The following is a 20,498-nucleotide window of genomic DNA, read 5'->3' on the forward strand; positions in this document are numbered from 1 at the left end:
GAGGCTTTGAATTATGTCAGGCAAAAAAGAACCATCCCCGGTTATTAATATCATAGAGTGTAAAGCCTGCGGACGTTGTATTGTAGCATGTCCCAAAGGTGTCCTGAAAATGAGTGACGATATCAACGAAAGAGGATACCATTACATAGAATATGCAGGTGAGGGCTGCACAGGTTGTGCCAACTGTTATTATACCTGTCCTGAGCCACTTGCCATAGAGATACACATTCCGCTTAAGGACGATTGAACTTAAGGTGAGAAAATGGCAACACAATTAGTAAAAGGTAACACAGCAGCTGTCATAGGTGCACTATACGCTGGATGTGACTGTTATTTCGGTTATCCTATCACTCCTGCAAGTGAGATTTTGCAGGAAGCTTCTAAGTATTTCCCAAAACTTGGAAGGAAATTCGTACAGGCAGAATCTGAAGAAGCTGCAATTAATATGGTCTACGGTGCAGCATCCACAGGTCACCGGGTCATGACCGCATCATCCGGTCCGGGAATCAGCCTGAAACAGGAAGGAGTTTCTTATATTGCAGGAGCTGAACTTCCATGTGTCATAGTAGATATCATGAGAGCAGGTCCGGGTCTTGGAAATATCGGTCCTGAGCAGGGAGATTACAGTCAGGTAGTAAAGGGTGGAGGACACGGTAACTACAAGAATATAGTACTGGCTCCAAACTCCGTGCAGGAAATGTGTGATTTCGTCATCAAGGGATTTGAACTTGCTTTCAAATACCGCAATCCGGTAGTTGTACTGGCTGACGGTGTACTTGGGCAGATGGTTGAGTCCCTTCAGTTCCCGGAAGTTTCAGTAAAACCCGAAATTGACACTGAATGGGCTGTAAGCGGTACAGCAGAAACCAGGGAGAACCTTGTGACATCTATTTTCCTTGACTTCAACCAGCTTGAAGAATTCAACTATGAAATTCAGGAAAAATACGCAACCATCGAGGAGCAGGAAGTCGAGTACGAGGACTATATGACAAAGGATGCATCCATTATTCTTGTAGCATACGGAATCAGCAGTCGTATATGCAAATCTGCTGTTGACCAGGCAAGAAAGGAAGGTATTAAGGTAGGTCTTTTCAGGCCAAAGACACTTTTCCCGTTCCCAAAAGAAGAACTGAAAGCAATTGCAGATTCAAGAGAATGCACATTTGTCTCAGTAGAGATGAGCAACGGACAGATGCTCGAGGACATTAAGCTGGCAATTGAATGCAGCAGGCCTACCGCACTTGTATATCGTATGGGTGGTAACCTTATTACAATGGACCAGGTTCTTGAAAGCATAAGAAATATCGCAGCTGTGGAGGAGTAAATATGGCAGAAAAAGTGATTAAGAGCGCTGGCCTGTACTCTGAATATACCAGAAAGGGCGGTGCAGCTCCAACTGCAACCCACTACTGTCCGGGATGCGGACATGGTGTGATCCATAAGCTTATCGGCGAGGCAATGCATGACCTTGAAATACAGGACCGCAGTGTTATGATAAGTCCTGTAGGTTGTGCTGTGTTTGCTTATTACTACTTTGACTGCGGAAACATCCAGGTAGCACACGGACGTGCTCCTGCTGTTGGAACAGGTGTTTCAAGGGCACAGGATGATTCGGTGGTTATTTCTTATCAGGGAGACGGTGACCTTGCATCAATCGGTCTGAACGAAACCATTCAGGCAGCCAACCGTGGTGAGAAGATGGCAGTATTCTTTGTCAACAACACCGTTTATGGTATGACCGGCGGCCAGATGGCTCCAACAACTCTCATCGGGGAGAAGACCGTAACCTGTCCTGACGGAAGAGACCCCGGATTTGCAGGCTATCCAATGCATATGTGCGAGCTTCTAAACAACCTGAAAGCTCCTGTTTTTATTGAAAGAGTTTCAGTTTCCGATATTTCACACATCAGAAAGGCACGCAAAGCTATCCGCAAAGCACTTGAAATCCAGCGTGATGGAAAAGGATATTCATTTGTGGAGATCCTTTCCACATGTCCTACAAACCTCAGGCAGAATTCCGAGCAGAGTACTGCGTTTGTAAATGAGGAAATGGAGAAGGAATTCCCGCTTGGCAATTTCAGGGATCTTTCTGAAGAAACTGAGCCACTTTGCAGAGGAGACAGTGTATTTGACAAGAATTCAATTGATGACCTCTTCAATCTTGAGACCGAATCATCACCTGATGCTAAACTTGATCCTTCATTCCCTGAAGTCCAGATAAAAGCAGCAGGCTTTGGTGGACAGGGTGTACTGAGCATGGGTCTGACACTGGCACACGCAGGGTGTGATGCACAGCGCTTTGTTTCATGGTATCCATCATACGGTCCTGAACAGCGTGGTGGAACCTCCAACTGTTCTGTTGTTGTTTCAGGCGAATCGATCGGTTCTCCGGTAGTCTACACACCTGATGTGCTTGTGGCAATGAATCGTCCTTCACTGGAAAAGTTTGCTTTTGAGGTAAAGGAAGGTGGATACATTCTTTATGATTCAGCTATCGGAGAATGTGACATTCCTGAAGGTATTAAAGGCGTAGCTGTTCCGGCTGTAAAGATTGCAGGTGATGCAGGTTCTGAGAAGGCCGCAAATACCGTAATGCTGGGAGTTATCATGGCTCTTGGAATCACAGGACTTGATGAAAAACATTTCAAGGCAGCTCTTGCTGAGACCTTTGCCAAGAAACCAAAACTTATTCCACTAAACCACGCAGTTCTGGAAGCAGCAGCTGTGTGGGCAAAAGAGAATATCTGAATTGGTATTATAAATTAATCAATATTTCAGGCATGCATCCATGCCTGCTACATTTATTTTTTAAAAAAGGAGAGATGAGATGGGTTGAAACAAAACTAAACCCGGTCAGTTAAGAGCTATATTCTATACAGCAAATCTTAACTCATATTGACAGGTCCAGATTCAGGAAAGACGTTCACAAGCACTGTGAAAGTCGTAAATCTTATAGAAAATGGTCTGCAACCCGACAAGACACTTAAACTGCCATTCTCGGAAAATGCAGCAGAAATAAAAGAGGATTTAATGATCAATCCCCACGCCTGCGAAGAAGAGTTATTGAGACGATGACAATGAGACCTGCCAATATTCCAAATCCAGGACTCTTCTTACCGTATCCAAAATAATGGCTTAAGTCACTGTCTTGAACCTCAACATCTCCATGCATGGCAGTGACATTCCCATAATTACTATACTGTCCGAGTTCCGCTATTCCTATAGCTGTACAGGTCATTGATTCACCTGGTTCCAGCGTTGTCTTGGGACAATTTACTTCAATCCCTTTGCTGTCGGTAACATTGATATCTATCAGATTCACGTTACCGGTATTTGTTACATTGTAAGTCCATGTAACTGTATCCCCTACAATTATTTGAGGGCCAGTTGAATTATCAGCATTCATTCCATTTGTAGATTTTTCAATGTTGATGGATGGATTATACGCATAAGAAGATATTTCTCGTTCGGCTGTTATTTTTACATTATATGGTTGATTCGGAATATTACTGGCAGGTACATTTTTATCCAAAATTAAAGTAGTACCTCCTAATGAAACTTCGAGTGTATAGGTTTCAGAGGGTTCAGCATCTTGTTCTGGAATTATTTCTATTTGGTAATTTCCTTGTTTTAGATTTGGAATTGATACAATGTCATTTAGATCTCCATCCCCATTTATATCTATTTCTCTATACGTTGCCCCCAGAATCTGATTTGTTTGTTTTGTGATTAAAAATCCTTCTGGATCCACAACCTCTATATCTATTGGGCAACTGCCGGTAATTGTTAGTGTAGTTGAAAGTGGCAGATAATCGATATTACTCACTGCCAACTCATACTTATTCAATGGTGAATCACAAAATCCATCCTCATCTGTATCTGCATTGGTCTGGCTGAACCCATTATTATCAGGCGTTGCCCAGTAATTACCGCCTAGATATGGTCCACCTACAATATTATATTCCATCTCAAGAGTGTTCTCAATAAGCCACAGACCCTCTACTACTACAAGGCTGTCAACCTGATTCTGGAATACATCTGTAACAAGTACTCTGAATAGGATTATAGCTTCATGGTCACCAACAACTGCTTCATAATTCCATGTAGCTTCGCCGCTTCCCACATCAATAACTTCATCGCCCAAGGAGACTCCGTCCTTGGAGAATTCCATCCAGACCTTGTCGCCTTCGACAGTGATCTGCTTTATGTTAAGAGCATAGCCTTCTGGTAGCTTAAATGATGAACCTGTCCTAATAGTGTGTTTCTCATCATCATTAAGAAGCAATTTCATAGTTCCACCTATCCACATGTTACCGGTATTGTCTCCTATAAAGTCAGTATTAACTGAATTATTGAAGATGTTGTTGTATATCATGTTGTTATTGGAATATTCCAGAACGATGCCAAAAACATCATTGCCTGCTGCACTGTTGTTTGTCAAAATGTTGTTATTGGAACCAGACAGAAGGATACCATCATCAGCATTGAGCGATACTTTATTATTTGTAAGGAAGTTGTTACTGGAAAAACGCAAATAGATGCCAGAAAAGCTATTGTTTAATGCGTTGTTGTTTATCAACGTGTTGTCTGTGGAAGAATGCAGATAGATACCATCCCTGTTCTTCGAAACGTTGTTGTTTGCCAGCATACTGTTGCTGGTACCCCATAGAAAGATGCCGTTGTAATTGTTGGTTGCACTGTTGTTTGTCAACGTGTTGTAGTCAGAGTAATGCAGACAGATGCCTGCTTTGTAATAATATGTAGCTCCACTTACATTAAAACCATTGATCTTCACTCCATCAGCAGTGACCTCGAAAACATGATCATTAGTCGATGCGGCAATGACATTCGTGACCGCAGCCCCATCGGTTGACGTGATATTCAGTCGTTTATCTACATTCACGTTTTCAACATACGTACCCGGATACACAAGGACGGTAGCACCGGGAATGGCAGCATTAACCGCTGCCTGTATTGTAGTATAGTCCGCACCACCACCGTCATCTACAGTATAGATAGAATTTCTAAGTGGAAGCTTGTCAATAGAATTAGGATCTGTGACTATGGTATAGTACGAATTACATATTCCGTCACTGTCCGTGTCATTGTGGGTCTGGCTGAATCCAGTTCCGTTGGGAGTTGCCCAGTAGTTGCCTCCTAGGTAAGGACCACCTGCTATATTGGTGCCTTCGGTCTTTGTGGTGTTCCAGACATTGCCGGTGTTGTAACCGTAAAATTTGGCATTGACAGAGTTGTTGAAGAAGTTGTTGTAAATAAGGTTGTCGTTGGAATAATAACTCAAATAGATGCCTTCATTGATATTTTCTGCTATAATATTATTTGTCAGCTTGTTGTTGTCAGAATGACGTAGGTAGATGCCGGAAAAGTTATTGTTTACTGCGTTGTTGTTTGTCAGCACGTGGTTGTTGGAATACCACAGACGGATACCGTACCAGCTGTTTTTTGCTACTGTGTTGTTTATCAGTGTATTGCTACCGGAATCCGCCAGTTCGATGCCAATGTAACTGTTTTCTACTACATTGTTGTTTAACAGTTTGTTTTTGGCGGAACCATACAGATGAATGCCGTAGGTATTGTATGCTACGTTGTTGTTCGCCAAGATGACGTTATGAAGAGAAGAACCATAGATGCCGCTATCTTCACTAGCTCCACTGATATTGAAACCGCTGATTGTTACATTATCAGAAACAATCTCGAAAACATGATCATATGCCGATGCAGCAATTACGTGCGTGACCGAAGCCCCGTCGGTTGACATAATCTTCAGTTGTTTACCGACATTCACGTTCTCAATATACGTGCCCGGATATACAAGAATGGTAGCATTTGTATTGGAGGCATCGATTGCTGCTTTTATTGATGTATAGTCCGCACCACCACTGTCATCTACAGTAACAACACCACCATATGGTGTGAGTGGACCATAATCCATATTGTCTACACCAACAACATAGCTCCCATCACAGATGCCGTCAAAGTCCGCATCATAATATGTCTGGCTGAATCCTGTTCCATCAGGTTTTTCCCAACAGTTGCCTCCCAGGTAAGGGCCACCCATGATATTAGGACCTGCAGTCTTTTCGATGTTCCATTCATTATGGATATTGATACCATTAAAGCCAGCATTGACATCGTTGTTAAACAAGTTGTTGTAAATCAAGTTGTCGTTGCAGTCATAAGACAAAACGATGCCATAATTGTAATTTCTTGCTGCTGTGTTATTTGTCAGAATATTGCTGCAGGAATTCGACAAATAGATGCCATTCCTGTTGTTCGAAATATTGTTGTTTGTCAGTTTGTTGTAACTGGAACCAAACACTTGGATACCTGCTTCATGAGATCCTGTAGCTCCACTCACATTAAAACCATTGATTGTCACTCCGTCGGCAGTTATATAGAAAACATGATCGAATGCCGATGCAGCAATTACGTGCGTGACCGAAGCCCCATCGGTTGAGGTGATATTCAATTGTTTATCGACAACCACATTCTCATAATACATGCCTGGGTACACGAGAATTGTATCCCCTTTAGTCGCATTGTTTACTGCATCCTGTATCGAAGTGTAGTCTGCGCCACCGTCATCATCAACAGTTATTGTAACTGCCGATGTAGTTCCTATTGTTATGGTTAAAAAAATAAAGAATGTAACTAATAATAGTATTAGACCTTGCTTAGTTCCCATACTTGCTCCACCCTTTTAAAGAATAATGAACACAACATTTTGTGTACAAAACTGTCTGATCCGTGTACTTGAATAGTGCTTTCCTTATTTTCGGGATTCAGTTCAATTAAGATACTGTAGCTCATTGCATTAACAAGAATCTTGATAGCTTACTTTTCACTCCACAATAATTCACTTGTCCTGCATTTTATTAAATGAAGTTAAAATTATTAGATAATCATACATGTTCCCACAAGACTTTAGCCTGTCAACTTCCAGCAAAAATCTTCCAGTCATTTCCAGAGTCATATTGTTTTTCTTTGCAAAGCGCCCAGCCAGAACTTTCAAGTCTTTTCTGGATGAAAAATTCTTAGAGGTAGTATCATCAATAAAATTGAATATAATACCACATTTTTCATGGCCTATTGTTCTTGTAGAAGGACTTGCTGAAGAAGGTATATACTCTTTAAATACTGAATTTTTTACAAACTCCCCACATTCACATAAAATCATGTAATCGCCCCCCAAATCATAAAATAAAGCTCACGCTAATCAAAAGGAGTTGTCATTGCCCCACCGCTCGCTCCTTAAATTAAATATACTGCGTATATTTTATTAACCCATTTTGATTTAGGATGTAAAAGTATATAATAATATCCACATTACCGAATATAATTAGTATTTACGAATCAAGTGCTATAATTTTATGATTTAATTGATTATTTTAGCTCATTGGATAATTTCATATCAAATTATTTGCAAAATACAATATTGAGTTATCTTCAAAAATCATAAATCATATTATAAATTTTTAATTAAACTATACTATTTTGTGATGATATAGATGATATCTTGTCAGAGAAACTCAATACGATTTTACAAATTTTATTTATCTAAATGATGCCAAGATAATTTATTTTAAGATAACATTTTAATATCTTTAAGTAGCCTCTTATTATGGGAGCGATAAAATGGCTGAAAATAATATTTTAGAAGCTAATGATTCTAATTGGGATGAGCTCATTAAAAACCAGGAAAAACCAATGGTTGTCATGTTCTATCTGCCAACCTGCGTTCACTGCAAGGAGATAGAGCCATATTTCAGGGATTATTCAATTGAGTTTCACAAATCATGTACCTTTGTAATGATGAACGGACTTGACAGTCCTCTGACTGCAAGAAAATATGGTGTTCGCGGAACTCCAACTTTTAAGTTCTTCTGTAAAGGACGTGCTATTAAAGAACAGGTGGGTCTTGTTTATCCTTCAATACTCCGCCAATCCATCGAAGAACTCATTAAACATGGTGATGAATGCGTGCTGCATACATCCCCGATGCCTGATGAAGTGTCTCCATATGAGTGAAATAGCTTCTGGCTCTGTAGAAATCCTGCTATTATGATAAATCATAGATAAATCTTAGATTGTGAATAACTGAAATGATCCCGAAGGGTCCGGCGAAGCCGGTGTTTTCCGACAAGATGAAGCAAAATAATTTTCCTAATACCTTATACTTCTTCCAGGACTTCTGTAGAATTGATAGTATAACTGCACTAATTCATTTGATTTTTTTTATATTACGGCATTGGAATGTGCCGCCTTCGGCGGATGATTGCATTGTTTTTTAATTGTCAACTGATTTGGTGAACTAATATAAACGCAAAGATTTCTACAAAACCATTATTCTTTCATTTATTTATCTTTAACGAATTTGCCGTTGTTGAAACTGTAAAATACTGGCTTTCCTGTTTCCAGTTCAAGTTTAGGTATGTCTTCGTCACTGATATTCTCAATATATTTAATCACAGAGCGCAGGCTGTTACCATGTGCTGAAACGATTACATTTTTTCCATTTTCAAGTTGGGGGATGATTGCTTCTATGAAGTAAGGAATTGTGCGCTCATATGTATCCTTAAGACTTTCACCGCCAGGAGGTCTAATGTCATAACTTCTCCGCCAGATGAAAACCTGTTCCTCCCCAAACGTTTCCCTTGCTTCCTGTTTGTTCTGTCCCTGCAGATCTCCATAGAATCTTTCATTCAGGGCATCGCTTGAAAAGACAGGAATCTCGTTATCCTCGAATCTGACAGGATGCAGTGACCATTCCTTCCTTTTAGTACTTTCATGCAGGAAAATGCCACTTTTCTTCTGCTTTGCCAGTATAAGGAATAGTGTCTCCTGCGCCCTTATGAGCTTGGAGGTGAATGCAACATCTATCTCCACGTTCTCAAGTTCAACAGCACAGTCCATTGCTTCCTTGATCCCTTTTTCACTAAGTGGTACATCAACCCACCCGGTGAACCTGTTCTCAAGGTTCCATCTGGATTGTCCGTGTCTTACCAGTATCAGATAATTCATCGTATCATCCCATTTATTCCCATTTACCTAATAGTATTTTGCAGGTTGCATATTAAAAGTTTAAGGTTTTAAGGTAATGTTGATAAATATGCCCGCCATCTATTCATCCAGTTATGAGCTCAGAAGACACAATTCAGGCTGCGGATTTCCTGCCACTGGTCCGGCCACCCCAGAAAGATGATAAGAGTGACAGCTTTTGTTTTGCATTCAGGAACCGTGAGTTATTACTTATAGGTGAGGAAGGAAACTACAGATTACCTTTGATGAAAGAGATGGGGAAACTTGGTTTTTCAGGGATAAGAACCCAGTATCTCGGAGAACTCAGAGATATATCATGTTATTCCATGGAACTTGACGGTTCAAAAGATACAGGAGAATTGGTATCTGGAAACCCTTTCGAGAATCTATCTCTGGCAGATGTCTGTGACCTCAGTGAAAAAACCTGTTTTGTCGGACTCAGGGAACTAAGTGGCATTCTTGAAGAAACACTAACCGCACTTGCAGGAAAAGCTGTCCATATTATGGAGTGGGATAAAAATACTCTTTATTGTGGCAGGTGTGGCAGTGAAACCTCAATAAAAGAAGAAGAAAGAGCAAAACAATGTCCTGAATGTGGTTTCACATCTTTCCCAAAAATATCACCTGCAATAATCGTCATGATCGAAAAAGAGGACAAAGTCCTGCTGGCACGTTCTCCTCATTTCCCACCTGGCCGATACAGTATCATTGCAGGATTTGTTGAACCTGGAGAGTCAATTGAGCAGGCTGTTGTCAGGGAAGTAAAGGAGGAAGTAGGTGTCCAAATTAAAAACATCAGATACTTTGGAAGCCAGCCATGGCCTTTCCCGGATTCACTCATGATAGGGTTTACCGCTGAGCATGCAGAAGGTGACATTAAGATAGATGGCATTGAGATCGAAGATGCAGGCTGGTACAGGATAGATGAGATCCCTCATGCTCCCGGAACGACTAGTATATCAGGACAGTTGATCAGATATTTTATTGATCGGCATTCCTGAGAATAAATTTAAACCTTTTTTAATTGTTTTTTTCATATTAGTGCACAAGCTTTATAGCATCTCATAACAAATTATTAGCATGAATACATTTGTCAAAAAGAGCAAAAACATATGAGGAAGGCGTTATGATGATGTTTAGGAGATTTATTTGTATCATTTTGTTACTAATTACCAGTTTGGCACTTGTGCAAACATGCGCAGCATTAACTTATTCGGGTGGCGGTGAATGGAACTATTCTGAAGAAATTATTATTAAAGAGAATTCAGATAGCAGCCTGACAAATTATCAGGTTCCAATAATTCTGAATAGCTCCAATTTTGATTTTTCTCTTGCCCAGTTAGAAGGACAGGATATACGTTTTACATCCGGTGATTCACAGCTTAAACATTGGATTGAAGAATGGAATGCTAAAAAGGAAACTGCAACAATTTGGGTGAAAGTACCTTCTATTCCTGCCGGAAGCAGTACCACTATCACAATGTATTATGGTAACCCTGAGGCAAGTGATATTGCCAGTGGTTCCGGAACATTTGAGTTTTTTGATTCATTCAGTGGAACCAGTGCTTTTGCAAACTGGGACTCATTCACAACGGGTGGAGGAGAACAGGAAGTTTCTAATGGAGTTTGTAAACTCATAGTTCCTAAATTCCATCCGGAGGACGTTTCCAGCATAAAATCCGAAGACGAATTTTCAATAAACTCCATGTTTGTAGTAAAAAGATCAAAAACAACTACCGGAGAAGACAGCAGAGGTCCTGTGATCACACAGGGATTTGTTGACCCTCAGAAAGAGACCAAGAACCAGATACTGTCCGTATCCGAACTTCAGAATGAGACTAAGGTTAGCTGGACTCTTAAGAATGATAAAGCAGATGTCCGCTATTACCCTTCAGACCTGACAGACATCGATGAAACAGAAGGTGACTGGTATACTATTGGTGTTGCCTGGTATCTGGATGATGAACTTGGAAGAATTTCTTGGTATAAGGATGGTATCAAAGATAGTAATATGGATATTGTATCCACAGAGGAGAACAACTATATTCCGATTACTGATATGAAAGTCTACATATCTGCAAATTCGTACTCTGATACATCAGATAACACGGGTTATGTATCTATTGATTATGCCTATGTACGAAATTATGTTCCTGATGAACCAACTGTAACCCTGAGAAATTCAATTCAGGACGTTGATGAGGAAGCTGTAGTCGAGACTCCTGTCAGGATCAACATAACCCCTGCAAGTGGTATAATGACTGCAATACGCATTTTTAATACAACTGATTATGACGAGAATGCTATTGTTGACCTGAAAGACAGCGGACTGAACACTATCATGGTCCTAACCAATGAAGACGATATCTGGAATCTTGAGAGATTTGTTAAGACTGCACACGACAATGATATGCAGGTCTATGCAATGATCTTCAATGACCCGAACAGTGATACCAATGAGGATAACTCCGTTTATGTGAAGTCTGTCCTTGAAGAGGTGATTGACTACAACAGCAAATCCCTTTCAGCATTTGATGGTGTGGATATAGCTCTTGATCCATGTACAGATGATCTTGATAGTGCATGTGCTTTGAACCTGCTTCTGCTTGAAGATGTCAGGAAAATGGCGGGTAATGGACTTGCAATTGCTGTCGATATTCCTGCGTTTTATACACTGTCTGACCTTTCAGGAGTTTCTGAGAACGCTGATCTGATAATCCTTCAGACATACGAACAGGGAGACTCAAACCCGGATACGAAGTCAGAGATCATTGATTCCGTGGCTTCCAGAATGGGTGAGATAAGAGTATCAGAAGGAAAAGCTCTCATAGGTATTTCAGTAAATAAGGACTTCCAGACTGATGCTGATGTGCAGAGTCTTCTTTCTGACATCGAAGACTATTATGCAGACGACAGTGCATTCATGGGAACATCCATAGCAGTCTATGAGGACTACGAGGCTTATGCAAGTGTTGCAGCACCTGTAGAAGATGACAGTGGAAGCAGTGGTATTCCCGGATTCACCGGATTGTCGGCAATAGCAGGGATTGTCGGAGTAATAGCAATTTCCTTAATTCAAAAAAGAAGGTCAAAAGAAGAATGATGTAATTACACATCATTTTCCTTTTAAATTTTTAATTTAATCTGGTTTAATTTAAAAATCTCAGATTATTTCCTCACTGGTCGTTTTTCTCTTTCAGAAGCTCAACAGCCAGATCCCTGAGTTTGAACTTCTGTATTTTTCCGCTTGCAGTGAGTGGATAGTCTTCAACGAAGAATACATGTTTCGGAACTTTGTAGCGTGCAATTCTTGCAAGACCAAAGTCCCTGACATCCTCTTCTGTAATGTCAGAGCCTTCTTCCTTTACTATGAATGCACCGACTATCTCACCATATTTCTGATCCGGTATACCGACGACCTGGGCATTCTTGACACCTGGCATGGTGAAAAGGAATTCTTCTATCTCTCTGGGATATATATTCTCGCCGCCACGGATGATCATGTCCTTGATACGGCCGGTGATCTTGTAGTAACCATCCTCGTCAACGGTTGCAAGGTCACCACTGTGGAGCCATCCGTCCTTGTCAATTGCAAGTTCAGTCATTTCAGGCATCTTGTAGTATCCTTTCATGACATTGTAACCACGACAGCATATTTCTCCCTGCTCATTCGTTCCGACAGTCTCACCGGTTTCCGGGTCAACTATCTTAACCTCTATTTCAGGCATAGATGTTCCCACTGTACTTACACGACGCTCTATTGGATCATCTGTACTTGTCTGCGTGAACACAGGCGATGCTTCAGTAAGTCCATAGGCTATTGTGATGTCCTTACAGTGCATCTCGTTGATAACACGTTTCATGGCCTCTATAGGACATGGTGAACCTGCCATGATACCGGTTCTGAGGGATGTAAGGTCAAACATCTTGAACATCGGGTGGCTGAACTCTGCAATGAACATAGTTGGCACACCATAGAGGGCTGTACATTTTTCTTTCTGGACAGCAGCAAGTGCCATCAGAGGGTCAAATATTTCCAGCATCACAAGAGTGCCACCATGGGTAAGTATAGCCATAACACCAAGAACTATTCCAAAACAATGGAAGAGCGGGACAGGGAGACAAAGCCTGTCTATTTCAGTGAACTTCTGCCTTTCTCCAATATAGTATCCATTGTTAACGATATTATAATGAGTGAGCATAACACCTTTAGGGAAACCAGTGGTTCCTGAAGTGTACTGCATGTTGATGACTTCATCCTTGTCAAGTGTTTTCATTATGCTTCTGATGGCTTCATCACTGCCGTGCTGCCCAAGAAGCAGGAGTTCACGGGTACTGTACATTCCGCGATGTTTCTCCTGACCAATGAAAATAACATTTTTCAGACAAGGGAAGTTCTCACTTTTGAGATTTCTACGGCTCTGTGTCTTTAGTTCAGGAACAAGCTCATAAATGGTTTCGATATAACTGACATCCCTGAAACCATCTATGATCGCTATGGCTTTCAGGTCCGCCTGTTTCATCAGGTATTCTACTTCATGTATCTTGTATGCCGTATTCACAGTTACGAAAACTGCGCCAATTTTTGCTGTTGCGAACAGGAAGGTCAGCCATTCAGGAACATTTGTTGCCCATATACCTACATGGTCCCCTTTACCGATTCCAATCTCAAGCAGGCCTTTGGCCAGCATATTGATACGTTCGTCAAATTCCTTATAGGTAAATCTCAGGTCCCTGTCGGGATAGACGAGGAATTCCCTGTCAGGGTCTTTCATAACCTGTTTCTCGAAAAAGTCACCTACCGTATCACTTGTAAAAGGCATGATTAAATCTCCATGATCTATTTACAACTGTTGTCTTCATTCTGCAGGTGCTCTTCAAGTTTCTTCCTGATGTCATCAGGGATTGGCTCAGACTTTTTGTTTAAAAAGTCATAGTGCACGATTGTTGACCTGCCGATTGCTCCTTTTGTCCCGTTTTGCCATGCTTCCTGTGTAACTACAAATGAAGAGTTCCCTATCCTTGATATGTAGCTGATGATCTCAACATCGTGTCCGTAGAACATCTCGCCTACATAATCATATTCTGTCCTTGCCATGATGAGTTTCCAGTTCTCATAGCTCAGGTCAAGGTCAGGTGTGAACAGCCTGAAAACCGGGTTTCTGGCCTGTTCGAACCATATGGCAATGGCAATGTTGTTGGCGTGTTTAAGTCCGTCTATATCGCCGAATCGTGGAGTAACAGTTGTTTTGAACATTTTTATCTACTTCTGGTATTGATTAATAAGGTGCATATACGACTGCCAGTATCTTTGCATCTTCGGTTCCGACTGCATGCACATGATGAGGTACAACGGAATCATAGTAAATGCTGTCACCGGTTGCGAGTGTGAAACGGTCCTTGCCGTAAAGGATCTCTATCTGGCCGCTGAGGACGTAAATGAACTCTTCGCCTTCGTGGGATGATGGATTTGCTTCACCTGACCCTGGGTGAACATCGATGATGAAAGGTTCCATGTGCCGGTCAGCTTTGTCTTTAGCCAGTGAGAAGAAGTCCAGTGTGCTGTTCTCGCATGTATCGCAGTTGCCGGAAAATCTTACAACATTGTCAGATTCACCGTTTTTGACAACTACCGGTTCATTATTTGGTGCATCATCAAGGAAGGTTCCAAGACGAACTCCAAGTGCTCTTGCAATCTGCATGAGCGGAGTAAGTGAAGGAACAAGTGCCCCGTCTTCAAGTTTATTGATAAGTTCTGCGCTTGTATTACTGTTATTTGCCAGATCTTCCACAGACATGTTCTGCATTTCACGTATCTGACGGATTTTACCACCTAGTATGTTCTTATCAGCCATCGTATTGTCCTCTTGGTTTTATCGCGAAAACGTGTTCTTAGGCTTACGGTATGCTCAGTTAAAAAAGTATTGATTTTTCATGAACATTTAAGATGATCTTTGAATAATATGTAGTGGCAGACGCAGATTATTATAGAATTCAGATATCCAGCTAAAGAACATTGAGCATCAATTTCATAAGTCACCGGATATCATTGCTTTGTGGTAAGCAGAAGTCAGCATATTATTAACAAGCTCAGTAGCTTCTTCTTCAGAATCAACCATTCTTATGGTTACCTGAGCATTCCTGAAAAAGTTAAGTTCTTTATCTCCAATTCTCAGTGCTACCATTCCAAGTTCTTCCGAATACTTCCCATCGAGATATTTGGATATCAGGGGTAAATCAGGTGTTTCATCAAGATGTGCAATGATCCTCAGTTTCCATGGGTCTGCAATGCATGGAAGAACTTTCTCTATACTTTTTACTCTTATTTTTAATCCCCTACTATAAAAGAGATGATGTATTTAAAAATCTTTTGAAGCATATACTCTTAAATATTCACACAACAATCTATAAATTGGAACTTAATCTTATTTTTAAAAAAGGTGATAAGAGATGCATTTTGGTCTTGGGATAGATGCAGGTGGAACATATACGGATGCAGTACTCATAAGAGGCTCAGATGGTGCGATAGTTGATTCTAAAAAGGCTTTTACAACTTATCCTGACCTTCAGGCAGGTATAAAGAATGTGCTTGATTCACTGGATCAGGAGCTCCTTAAAAACGTCAATCTTGTATCTGTTTCCACAACTCTTTCCACAAATTCATTGCTTGAAGGAACCGGTACATCGGTTGCTCTTATCATTATAGGTGAAAAGCCAGCTCAGACCGAGTTTCCGGCTGAGTTTATAATCTGTGTAAAAGGCGGACACGATACAAGAGGTGATGAGGCCTGTGAATTAGATATGGCTGCGGTTGAGAGTTTTGTCCAGAGTACAAGGATGAAAGTATCTGCCTATGCAGTTTCAGGTTATTTCGGTGCACGTAACCCGGAACATGAGGTTCAGGTCAAAGAGCTAATTATGAAGATGACCGGTATGCCGGTAGTTTGCGGTCATGAACTGTCACAGGAACTTGGGGCCTATGAAAGGGCTGTTACTGCTGTCCTTAATGCGCAACTCATGCCCATCACCTATCAGTTTGTAAATTCAGTTGTGAAAGATGTCCGGGGACGCGGGATTGATGCACGTCTTCTGATGCTCAAATGTGATGGCTCGGTCTATAATATAGAGGATGCGCTGGAAAAACCCATTGAGACTATATTCTCGGGCCCAGCTGCAAGTCTTCTGGGTGCATCATATCTGTCAAAAATGGATACATGTGCTGTTATCGATATAGGGGGAACCAGTACTGATGTTTCAATGCTTCGTGATGGAGTTCCTGAGATAAGCAGCTCCGGTGCTATTGTAGGCGGCTGGAAAACCCGTGTAAGAGCTATGAAAATGGAAACTTCAGCCACAGGTGGAGATAGTCACATATGGGTTCAGGATACTCAGGTTCATGCGGGACCCAGGAGAGTCTTGCCTTTATGTGTTGCTTCAACAATGTATCCTGATTTCCTGAACAAGCTCAAAAGGAGCAGGGTTGTGCCAAGAAATCGTATGGATGAGAATCTCCAGCCAACAAAATTCTTTGTCAGGACCGCCTACGAGGCTTCAGATCTCAATGCGGATGAAACCGAAGTTCTCTCAATGATAGGTAGTGAGCCGGTTTCTGTCACTGATATTACTTCAGATCTTCGAAAGAATATTCCTGGCGGAGTACTGGATTCCTTAACACGAAAAAGGCTTGTGCAGGGAATTGGTTTTACACCTACGGATGCATTGCATGTTCTTGGTATATATACAAAATGGGATGTGCAGGCTTCAGAGATTGGTGCTGCTAATCTTGCACGTTATACTACAAAAGGAAAATATGATTTTTGTACACTTGTGAGAGAACTTGTGGCAAAGAACATGGCAGCGGATCTTATGTCCTATATTCTTCCGCATCATCCAGTCGGTATGATCGCTGATCTGCTTAACGATAAATACCCCGCAAAATTCAAGGTTGAGATTCCGGTTGTGTTGCTTGGCGGTCCTTCCAGAGCTTATGAAAGTGAACTTAGTTCTATGATTGATGCTGAAGTTATCGTTCCTGAATTTTCAGATGTAGGAAATGCAGTTGGAGCACTTGCAGGCAAAGGTGTCAAAAGAGTTGAGATCATGATTACGCCTGCATCATTAGAGAATCCAGATGAGGACTTCCTTGTGTTCTCTCCTGTTGGCAGAGGACGCTTCAAGAATTATGGGGATGCCGTGGAATTTGCAACAGATACTGGCAAAGACCTGGTACTTGATTATGAACTGCGTTGTGGTATCTTAAAACAGGACACTAAAATAACTGTCTCAAAGAAAACAATCTCACCGGACAACTGGTCACATCCACCACTGGAGACCAGGGTCATTGTTGTAGGAATTGGAAATCCGATGATGATATTGAAGGATTGACGTCATTGTTCATTGCAGGAAGGATTACGTGGACCTTTGTTCCGATACCTTCCGCACTCTCCAGCCAGAGTTTACCACCATGGTCTTCTGTAATCCTTTTACAGATGTTCAGGCCAATACCTGCACCACCATATCTGCGTGTCAATGATCCGTCAAGCTGGTAGAAACTATCAAATGTTTTCATAATCTTTGTTTCAGGTATACCGATTCCTGTATCTTCTATGATTATATGTATTCCAGTTTCCTCATTTTTTCCTGTAATTATAATTCTGCCACCGGATGGTGTGAATTTGAATGCATTGTCGATCAGATGAATGAAAACTTCACTGAGATAATTTGAATCACCGCTCACAAATGGAAGTGAATCAGGAATCGCGTTCTCAACTGTAAGTTGCTTATCTGTGTTTTCCATGGAAATTACAGAAAGGGCTTTGTCTATGATCTGTGGAAGTCTTAGTTCTAAGTATTCATATTCATAATTCCTGGCTTGCAGGGAACTCATGAAAAGCAAAGATTCTATAAGACGTTTCAATTGTCCGGAATTACTGTTCATAACCTTCATGGCTCTTTTCTGTTCCTTGTTCAGCGGACCAAGTGTCTCATCTCCAACCAGCTCACCAAATCCCATTATAGAGATAAGAGGAGTTTTTAGTTCATGACTCATTGTTGCCAGGAAATTGCTCTTCATTTCATCAAGGGAATGAAGTTCATCGTTAGCTTTCCTGAGTTCATCGTTAATGGTTTCCAGTTTACGGTTATAATTTTTCAGCTCATCCTCGGAATGCTTGAGCAGAATCATGTCTCCCATCATCTGGGTTATTAGCGAGATCTGTCTTGCATCGTTTTTTGTGTAATCATCTTTCTTGTTCGCAACTGCCAGAAGACCTACAACTTTGTTCTCATAGATTATTGGTGCTGCCAGATATGACATGATATTCATATTTTTGAATATTTCCGGGCATCTTGCACGTTCGATCTCAGTTGGCTCATTCATTATAAGCGGCTTTTTGCTCTCCAGCAATTCTGCCCAGCGATGGCAACTTTCAAGTCCGGAAATAAGGTCATTCTCAGCGAAACCATGCATTTTCAATATGTTACCAGGTTGAGTGATCACAGATGACAGATTCTTGGTTTCATCAAAGAATCCAAGAACACCTACCTCGCTTCCTGTAAGTTTAATACCTTCCACCAGTGCAAAATTACGAATATTATCTATAGAAAATCCGTTCATATGGCTTAATTCATGAAGTGTTTCAAGACATGATTCATCAACCATCAGAGCTTTTTCTGTTTTCTTGAGCTCTGTAAGGTCATTAATTATGAATACAGTGTTGTTATTTGTTCTTGCAAAATAGATAACGACCTCTCTTTCGCTTCCATCAAGGCATTTTAAGACCCTTTCCGCACTTGCTCCATTATCATTTCTTTTTGATATCTCATTCCAGTTTTCCTGCACTTTCTTGCGATATTCAGGATCAGGGTAAAGAGTTTCCCACCATTTACTGATAGTTGGTATGTCATCAATTGTGTAACCGATCATCTCAGTGAATTTATGATTTGCATATTCAAACTCTCCTAAAGAATTCATGATGGCTATGGGAAGCGGAGAACTGTCAATTATTTTCGTGAAATTATCTTGGTTTTCTTTAATAGTCCTTTCAGCCTGTTTTATTTCAGTGATATCATGAGCCATTTCCAGACGTACATCTCTGCCATCTGTCCATTTTAGTATCCTGTCCAGTACAAGATAATCCCTTTCAGCAATCGGGTTATGATATTCCCACTTATGAGCCTGATTTCTATTTTTAAGTATTATTGAATTAGTACAAAAATCACAGGTTTCATTCAAGCCCTGAAGTACTTGATAACATTTTTTACCAATAGGATTCTCAACTATTATCTGCTTCAGGAATCTATTAACATACAATATTTCATAAGTATAAGGATCTGATACATATACAGGTTCATCAATGATGTCAAATATTGATAACAATTGCCGCCTTTCCAGATTAAGTTCCTCTGCAATGGAGTTTTTCCTGAACGCCATGGCAAGCAAATTTGAATATGTGGTGAGTACTTCAATATCCTGTTTTGTCCATTCATTGGTTTCTCTTACGTTGTCAAATCCTATGAAACCTGCAATCTCGTTTTCTATAAAGAATGGAAGTGCAATAAGTGATTTTATATCCTGACCTGTGAGTAGTTCTTTTTCAGCTTTAGCTTCAGGAGGAAGTTTTTCGATGTCTTTTATGTGAATGTTTCCTTCTTCTGTAAGTTTCTTTAGCCACCACTGATAATCAGAACCTGATAAGTTCTGAAGCATCTCTTTTTGAGGCTTTACACCTTTTGCACACCATTCATGTGTATTGCTAACAGTGTCTTCATCATCTACAACTCTGAAGACGTATGAACGGTCAGCATTGCAGAGTTCGCCAAGCATTCCAAGTGATTCTTCTATTTTCTCATCCAGGTTATCGGCAAAGGAAAGCATAGAGGATATTTTAGATAATGTACTTTCGATTTTGTACTTTACCATAAGCCTGTCATGAGCATCTTTGTTTTTTTGAACTTCAGATTCCAGGTCTTTTTTCAATGTCGTAACTTTAAGATTGTGAGCTATTACAAAACAGATGAGTATTGCCAGAAATATCATCCAAATAAGTTTTTGTTCACCCTCCAGGGTATAAACATGAAACAGGGCAGTTGCCAAAAGCACTAAAAAGGACAGGATCATCAATACTAATTTATTTCTGGCTCTGTTTTTCATCCATATCAACTATTTTGTCACATAAATATGATTGCTGCTACAACATTCTAATGATTTTATAACACTGCTTAATCCTTTTAGTATATAAATTCATTCAATTATAATGATAAAAATATTTAATTTTATGAAATTCACATTAATTCTCTTCCATTCTTGTTTGGTATGTAGATAATTCGTTATCACAGGCGTTATGCTTTTATATCATCATATTTGCACTTGTATATTTATTTGGTATTGTCGATGGATAAGATCGATAAGAAGATCAATATTTACCAATTGAAGAAAA

At 40.5% G+C, this 20,498-nt stretch carries 15 protein-coding genes; 7 read left to right on the forward strand and 8 right to left on the reverse strand.

Features of this window, described 5'->3' with window-relative positions; translation table 11 throughout:
- Window positions 1-13: 13 nt before the first annotated feature.
- Genes RE474_RS12875 through RE474_RS12885 form a run of 3 tightly spaced genes read left to right on the forward strand, consistent with a single transcriptional unit; the run spans window position 14 to window position 2,748 of the window.
- Window positions 14-247, forward strand: coding sequence for a 4Fe-4S dicluster domain-containing protein (locus RE474_RS12875; protein ID WP_309310763.1), 234 nt, complete (start codon window positions 14-16; stop codon window positions 245-247).
- A 15-nt stretch (window positions 248-262) separates the two neighbouring features.
- Window positions 263-1,324, forward strand: a complete 1,062-nt coding sequence (locus RE474_RS12880; RefSeq protein ID WP_309310764.1) for a 3-methyl-2-oxobutanoate dehydrogenase subunit VorB — start codon at window positions 263-265, stop codon at window positions 1,322-1,324.
- A gap of 2 nt (window positions 1,325-1,326) precedes the next feature.
- A complete protein-coding gene (locus RE474_RS12885) occupies window positions 1,327-2,748 on the forward strand; it encodes a 2-oxoacid:acceptor oxidoreductase family protein (protein WP_309310765.1) in 1,422 nt (473 codons plus the stop codon).
- Between the two features lie 286 nt (window positions 2,749-3,034).
- On the opposite strand, the gene RE474_RS12890 is transcribed toward RE474_RS12885, so the two are convergent.
- Together RE474_RS12890 and RE474_RS12895 are read right to left on the reverse strand one after the other, a co-directional pair.
- Window positions 3,035-6,706, reverse strand: a complete 3,672-nt coding sequence (locus RE474_RS12890) for a NosD domain-containing protein (protein ID WP_309310766.1) — start codon at window positions 6,704-6,706, stop codon at window positions 3,035-3,037.
- A gap of 171 nt (window positions 6,707-6,877) precedes the next feature.
- Window positions 6,878-7,198 carry a hypothetical protein gene (locus RE474_RS12895; RefSeq protein WP_309310767.1) on the reverse strand — a complete coding sequence of 107 codons (321 nt, stop codon included), beginning with the start codon at window positions 7,196-7,198 and terminating at the stop codon, window positions 6,878-6,880.
- Window positions 7,199-7,656: 458 nt separating this feature from the next.
- On the opposite strand from RE474_RS12895, the gene RE474_RS12900 reads away from it, so the two are divergent.
- Window positions 7,657-8,049, forward strand: coding sequence for a thioredoxin family protein (locus tag RE474_RS12900; protein ID WP_309310768.1), 393 nt, complete (start codon window positions 7,657-7,659; stop codon window positions 8,047-8,049).
- A 327-nt stretch (window positions 8,050-8,376) separates the two neighbouring features.
- On the opposite strand, the gene RE474_RS12905 is transcribed toward RE474_RS12900, so the two are convergent.
- Window positions 8,377-9,042 carry a 2,3-bisphosphoglycerate-dependent phosphoglycerate mutase gene (locus RE474_RS12905; protein WP_309310769.1) on the reverse strand — a complete coding sequence of 222 codons (666 nt, stop codon included), beginning with the start codon at window positions 9,040-9,042 and terminating at the stop codon, window positions 8,377-8,379.
- A gap of 113 nt (window positions 9,043-9,155) precedes the next feature.
- Here RE474_RS12905 and nudC point away from each other — a divergent pair, with 113 nt between their 5' ends.
- Together nudC and RE474_RS12915 are read left to right on the forward strand one after the other, a co-directional pair.
- Window positions 9,156-10,061, forward strand: coding sequence for an NAD(+) diphosphatase (nudC, locus tag RE474_RS12910; protein ID WP_309310770.1), 906 nt, complete (start codon window positions 9,156-9,158; stop codon window positions 10,059-10,061).
- Window positions 10,062-10,246: 185 nt separating this feature from the next.
- Window positions 10,247-12,163, forward strand: a complete 1,917-nt coding sequence (locus RE474_RS12915) for a DUF2341 domain-containing protein (protein ID WP_309312259.1) — start codon at window positions 10,247-10,249, stop codon at window positions 12,161-12,163.
- Between the two features lie 73 nt (window positions 12,164-12,236).
- Here RE474_RS12915 and RE474_RS12920 read toward each other — a convergent pair whose 3' ends face one another.
- The 4 genes from RE474_RS12920 to RE474_RS12935 form a co-directional block, all read right to left on the reverse strand.
- Window positions 12,237-13,883, reverse strand: a complete 1,647-nt coding sequence (locus RE474_RS12920; RefSeq protein WP_309310771.1) for an AMP-binding protein — start codon at window positions 13,881-13,883, stop codon at window positions 12,237-12,239.
- Window positions 13,884-13,900: 17 nt separating this feature from the next.
- A complete protein-coding gene (locus RE474_RS12925; RefSeq protein ID WP_309310772.1) occupies window positions 13,901-14,317 on the reverse strand; it encodes an acyl-CoA thioesterase in 417 nt (138 codons plus the stop codon).
- A gap of 22 nt (window positions 14,318-14,339) precedes the next feature.
- The gene (locus RE474_RS12930) at window positions 14,340-14,915 is read right to left on the reverse strand and encodes a helix-turn-helix domain-containing protein (RefSeq protein ID WP_309310773.1); all 576 of its coding nucleotides are present in this window, start codon (window positions 14,913-14,915) and stop codon (window positions 14,340-14,342) included.
- Window positions 14,916-15,089: 174 nt separating this feature from the next.
- A complete protein-coding gene (locus tag RE474_RS12935; protein WP_309310774.1) occupies window positions 15,090-15,245 on the reverse strand; it encodes a hypothetical protein in 156 nt (51 codons plus the stop codon).
- A gap of 265 nt (window positions 15,246-15,510) precedes the next feature.
- On the opposite strand from RE474_RS12935, the gene RE474_RS12940 reads away from it, so the two are divergent.
- On the forward strand, window positions 15,511-17,445 hold the full coding sequence (locus tag RE474_RS12940; RefSeq protein ID WP_309310775.1) for a hydantoinase/oxoprolinase family protein: 1,935 nt from the start codon (window positions 15,511-15,513) through the stop codon (window positions 17,443-17,445).
- Here RE474_RS12940 and RE474_RS12945 read toward each other — a convergent pair.
- Window positions 17,399-20,212 (reverse strand): sensor histidine kinase, encoded by a 2,814-nt coding sequence (locus tag RE474_RS12945; RefSeq protein ID WP_309310776.1) that lies wholly within the window; start codon window positions 20,210-20,212, stop codon window positions 17,399-17,401. The genes RE474_RS12940 and RE474_RS12945 overlap by 47 nt on opposite strands.
- Window positions 20,213-20,498: the final 286 nt, after the last annotated feature.

The sequence above is a fragment of the Methanolobus sediminis genome (assembly GCF_031312595.1).
GTDB classification, from domain to species: Archaea; Halobacteriota; Methanosarcinia; order Methanosarcinales; family Methanosarcinaceae; genus Methanolobus; species Methanolobus sediminis.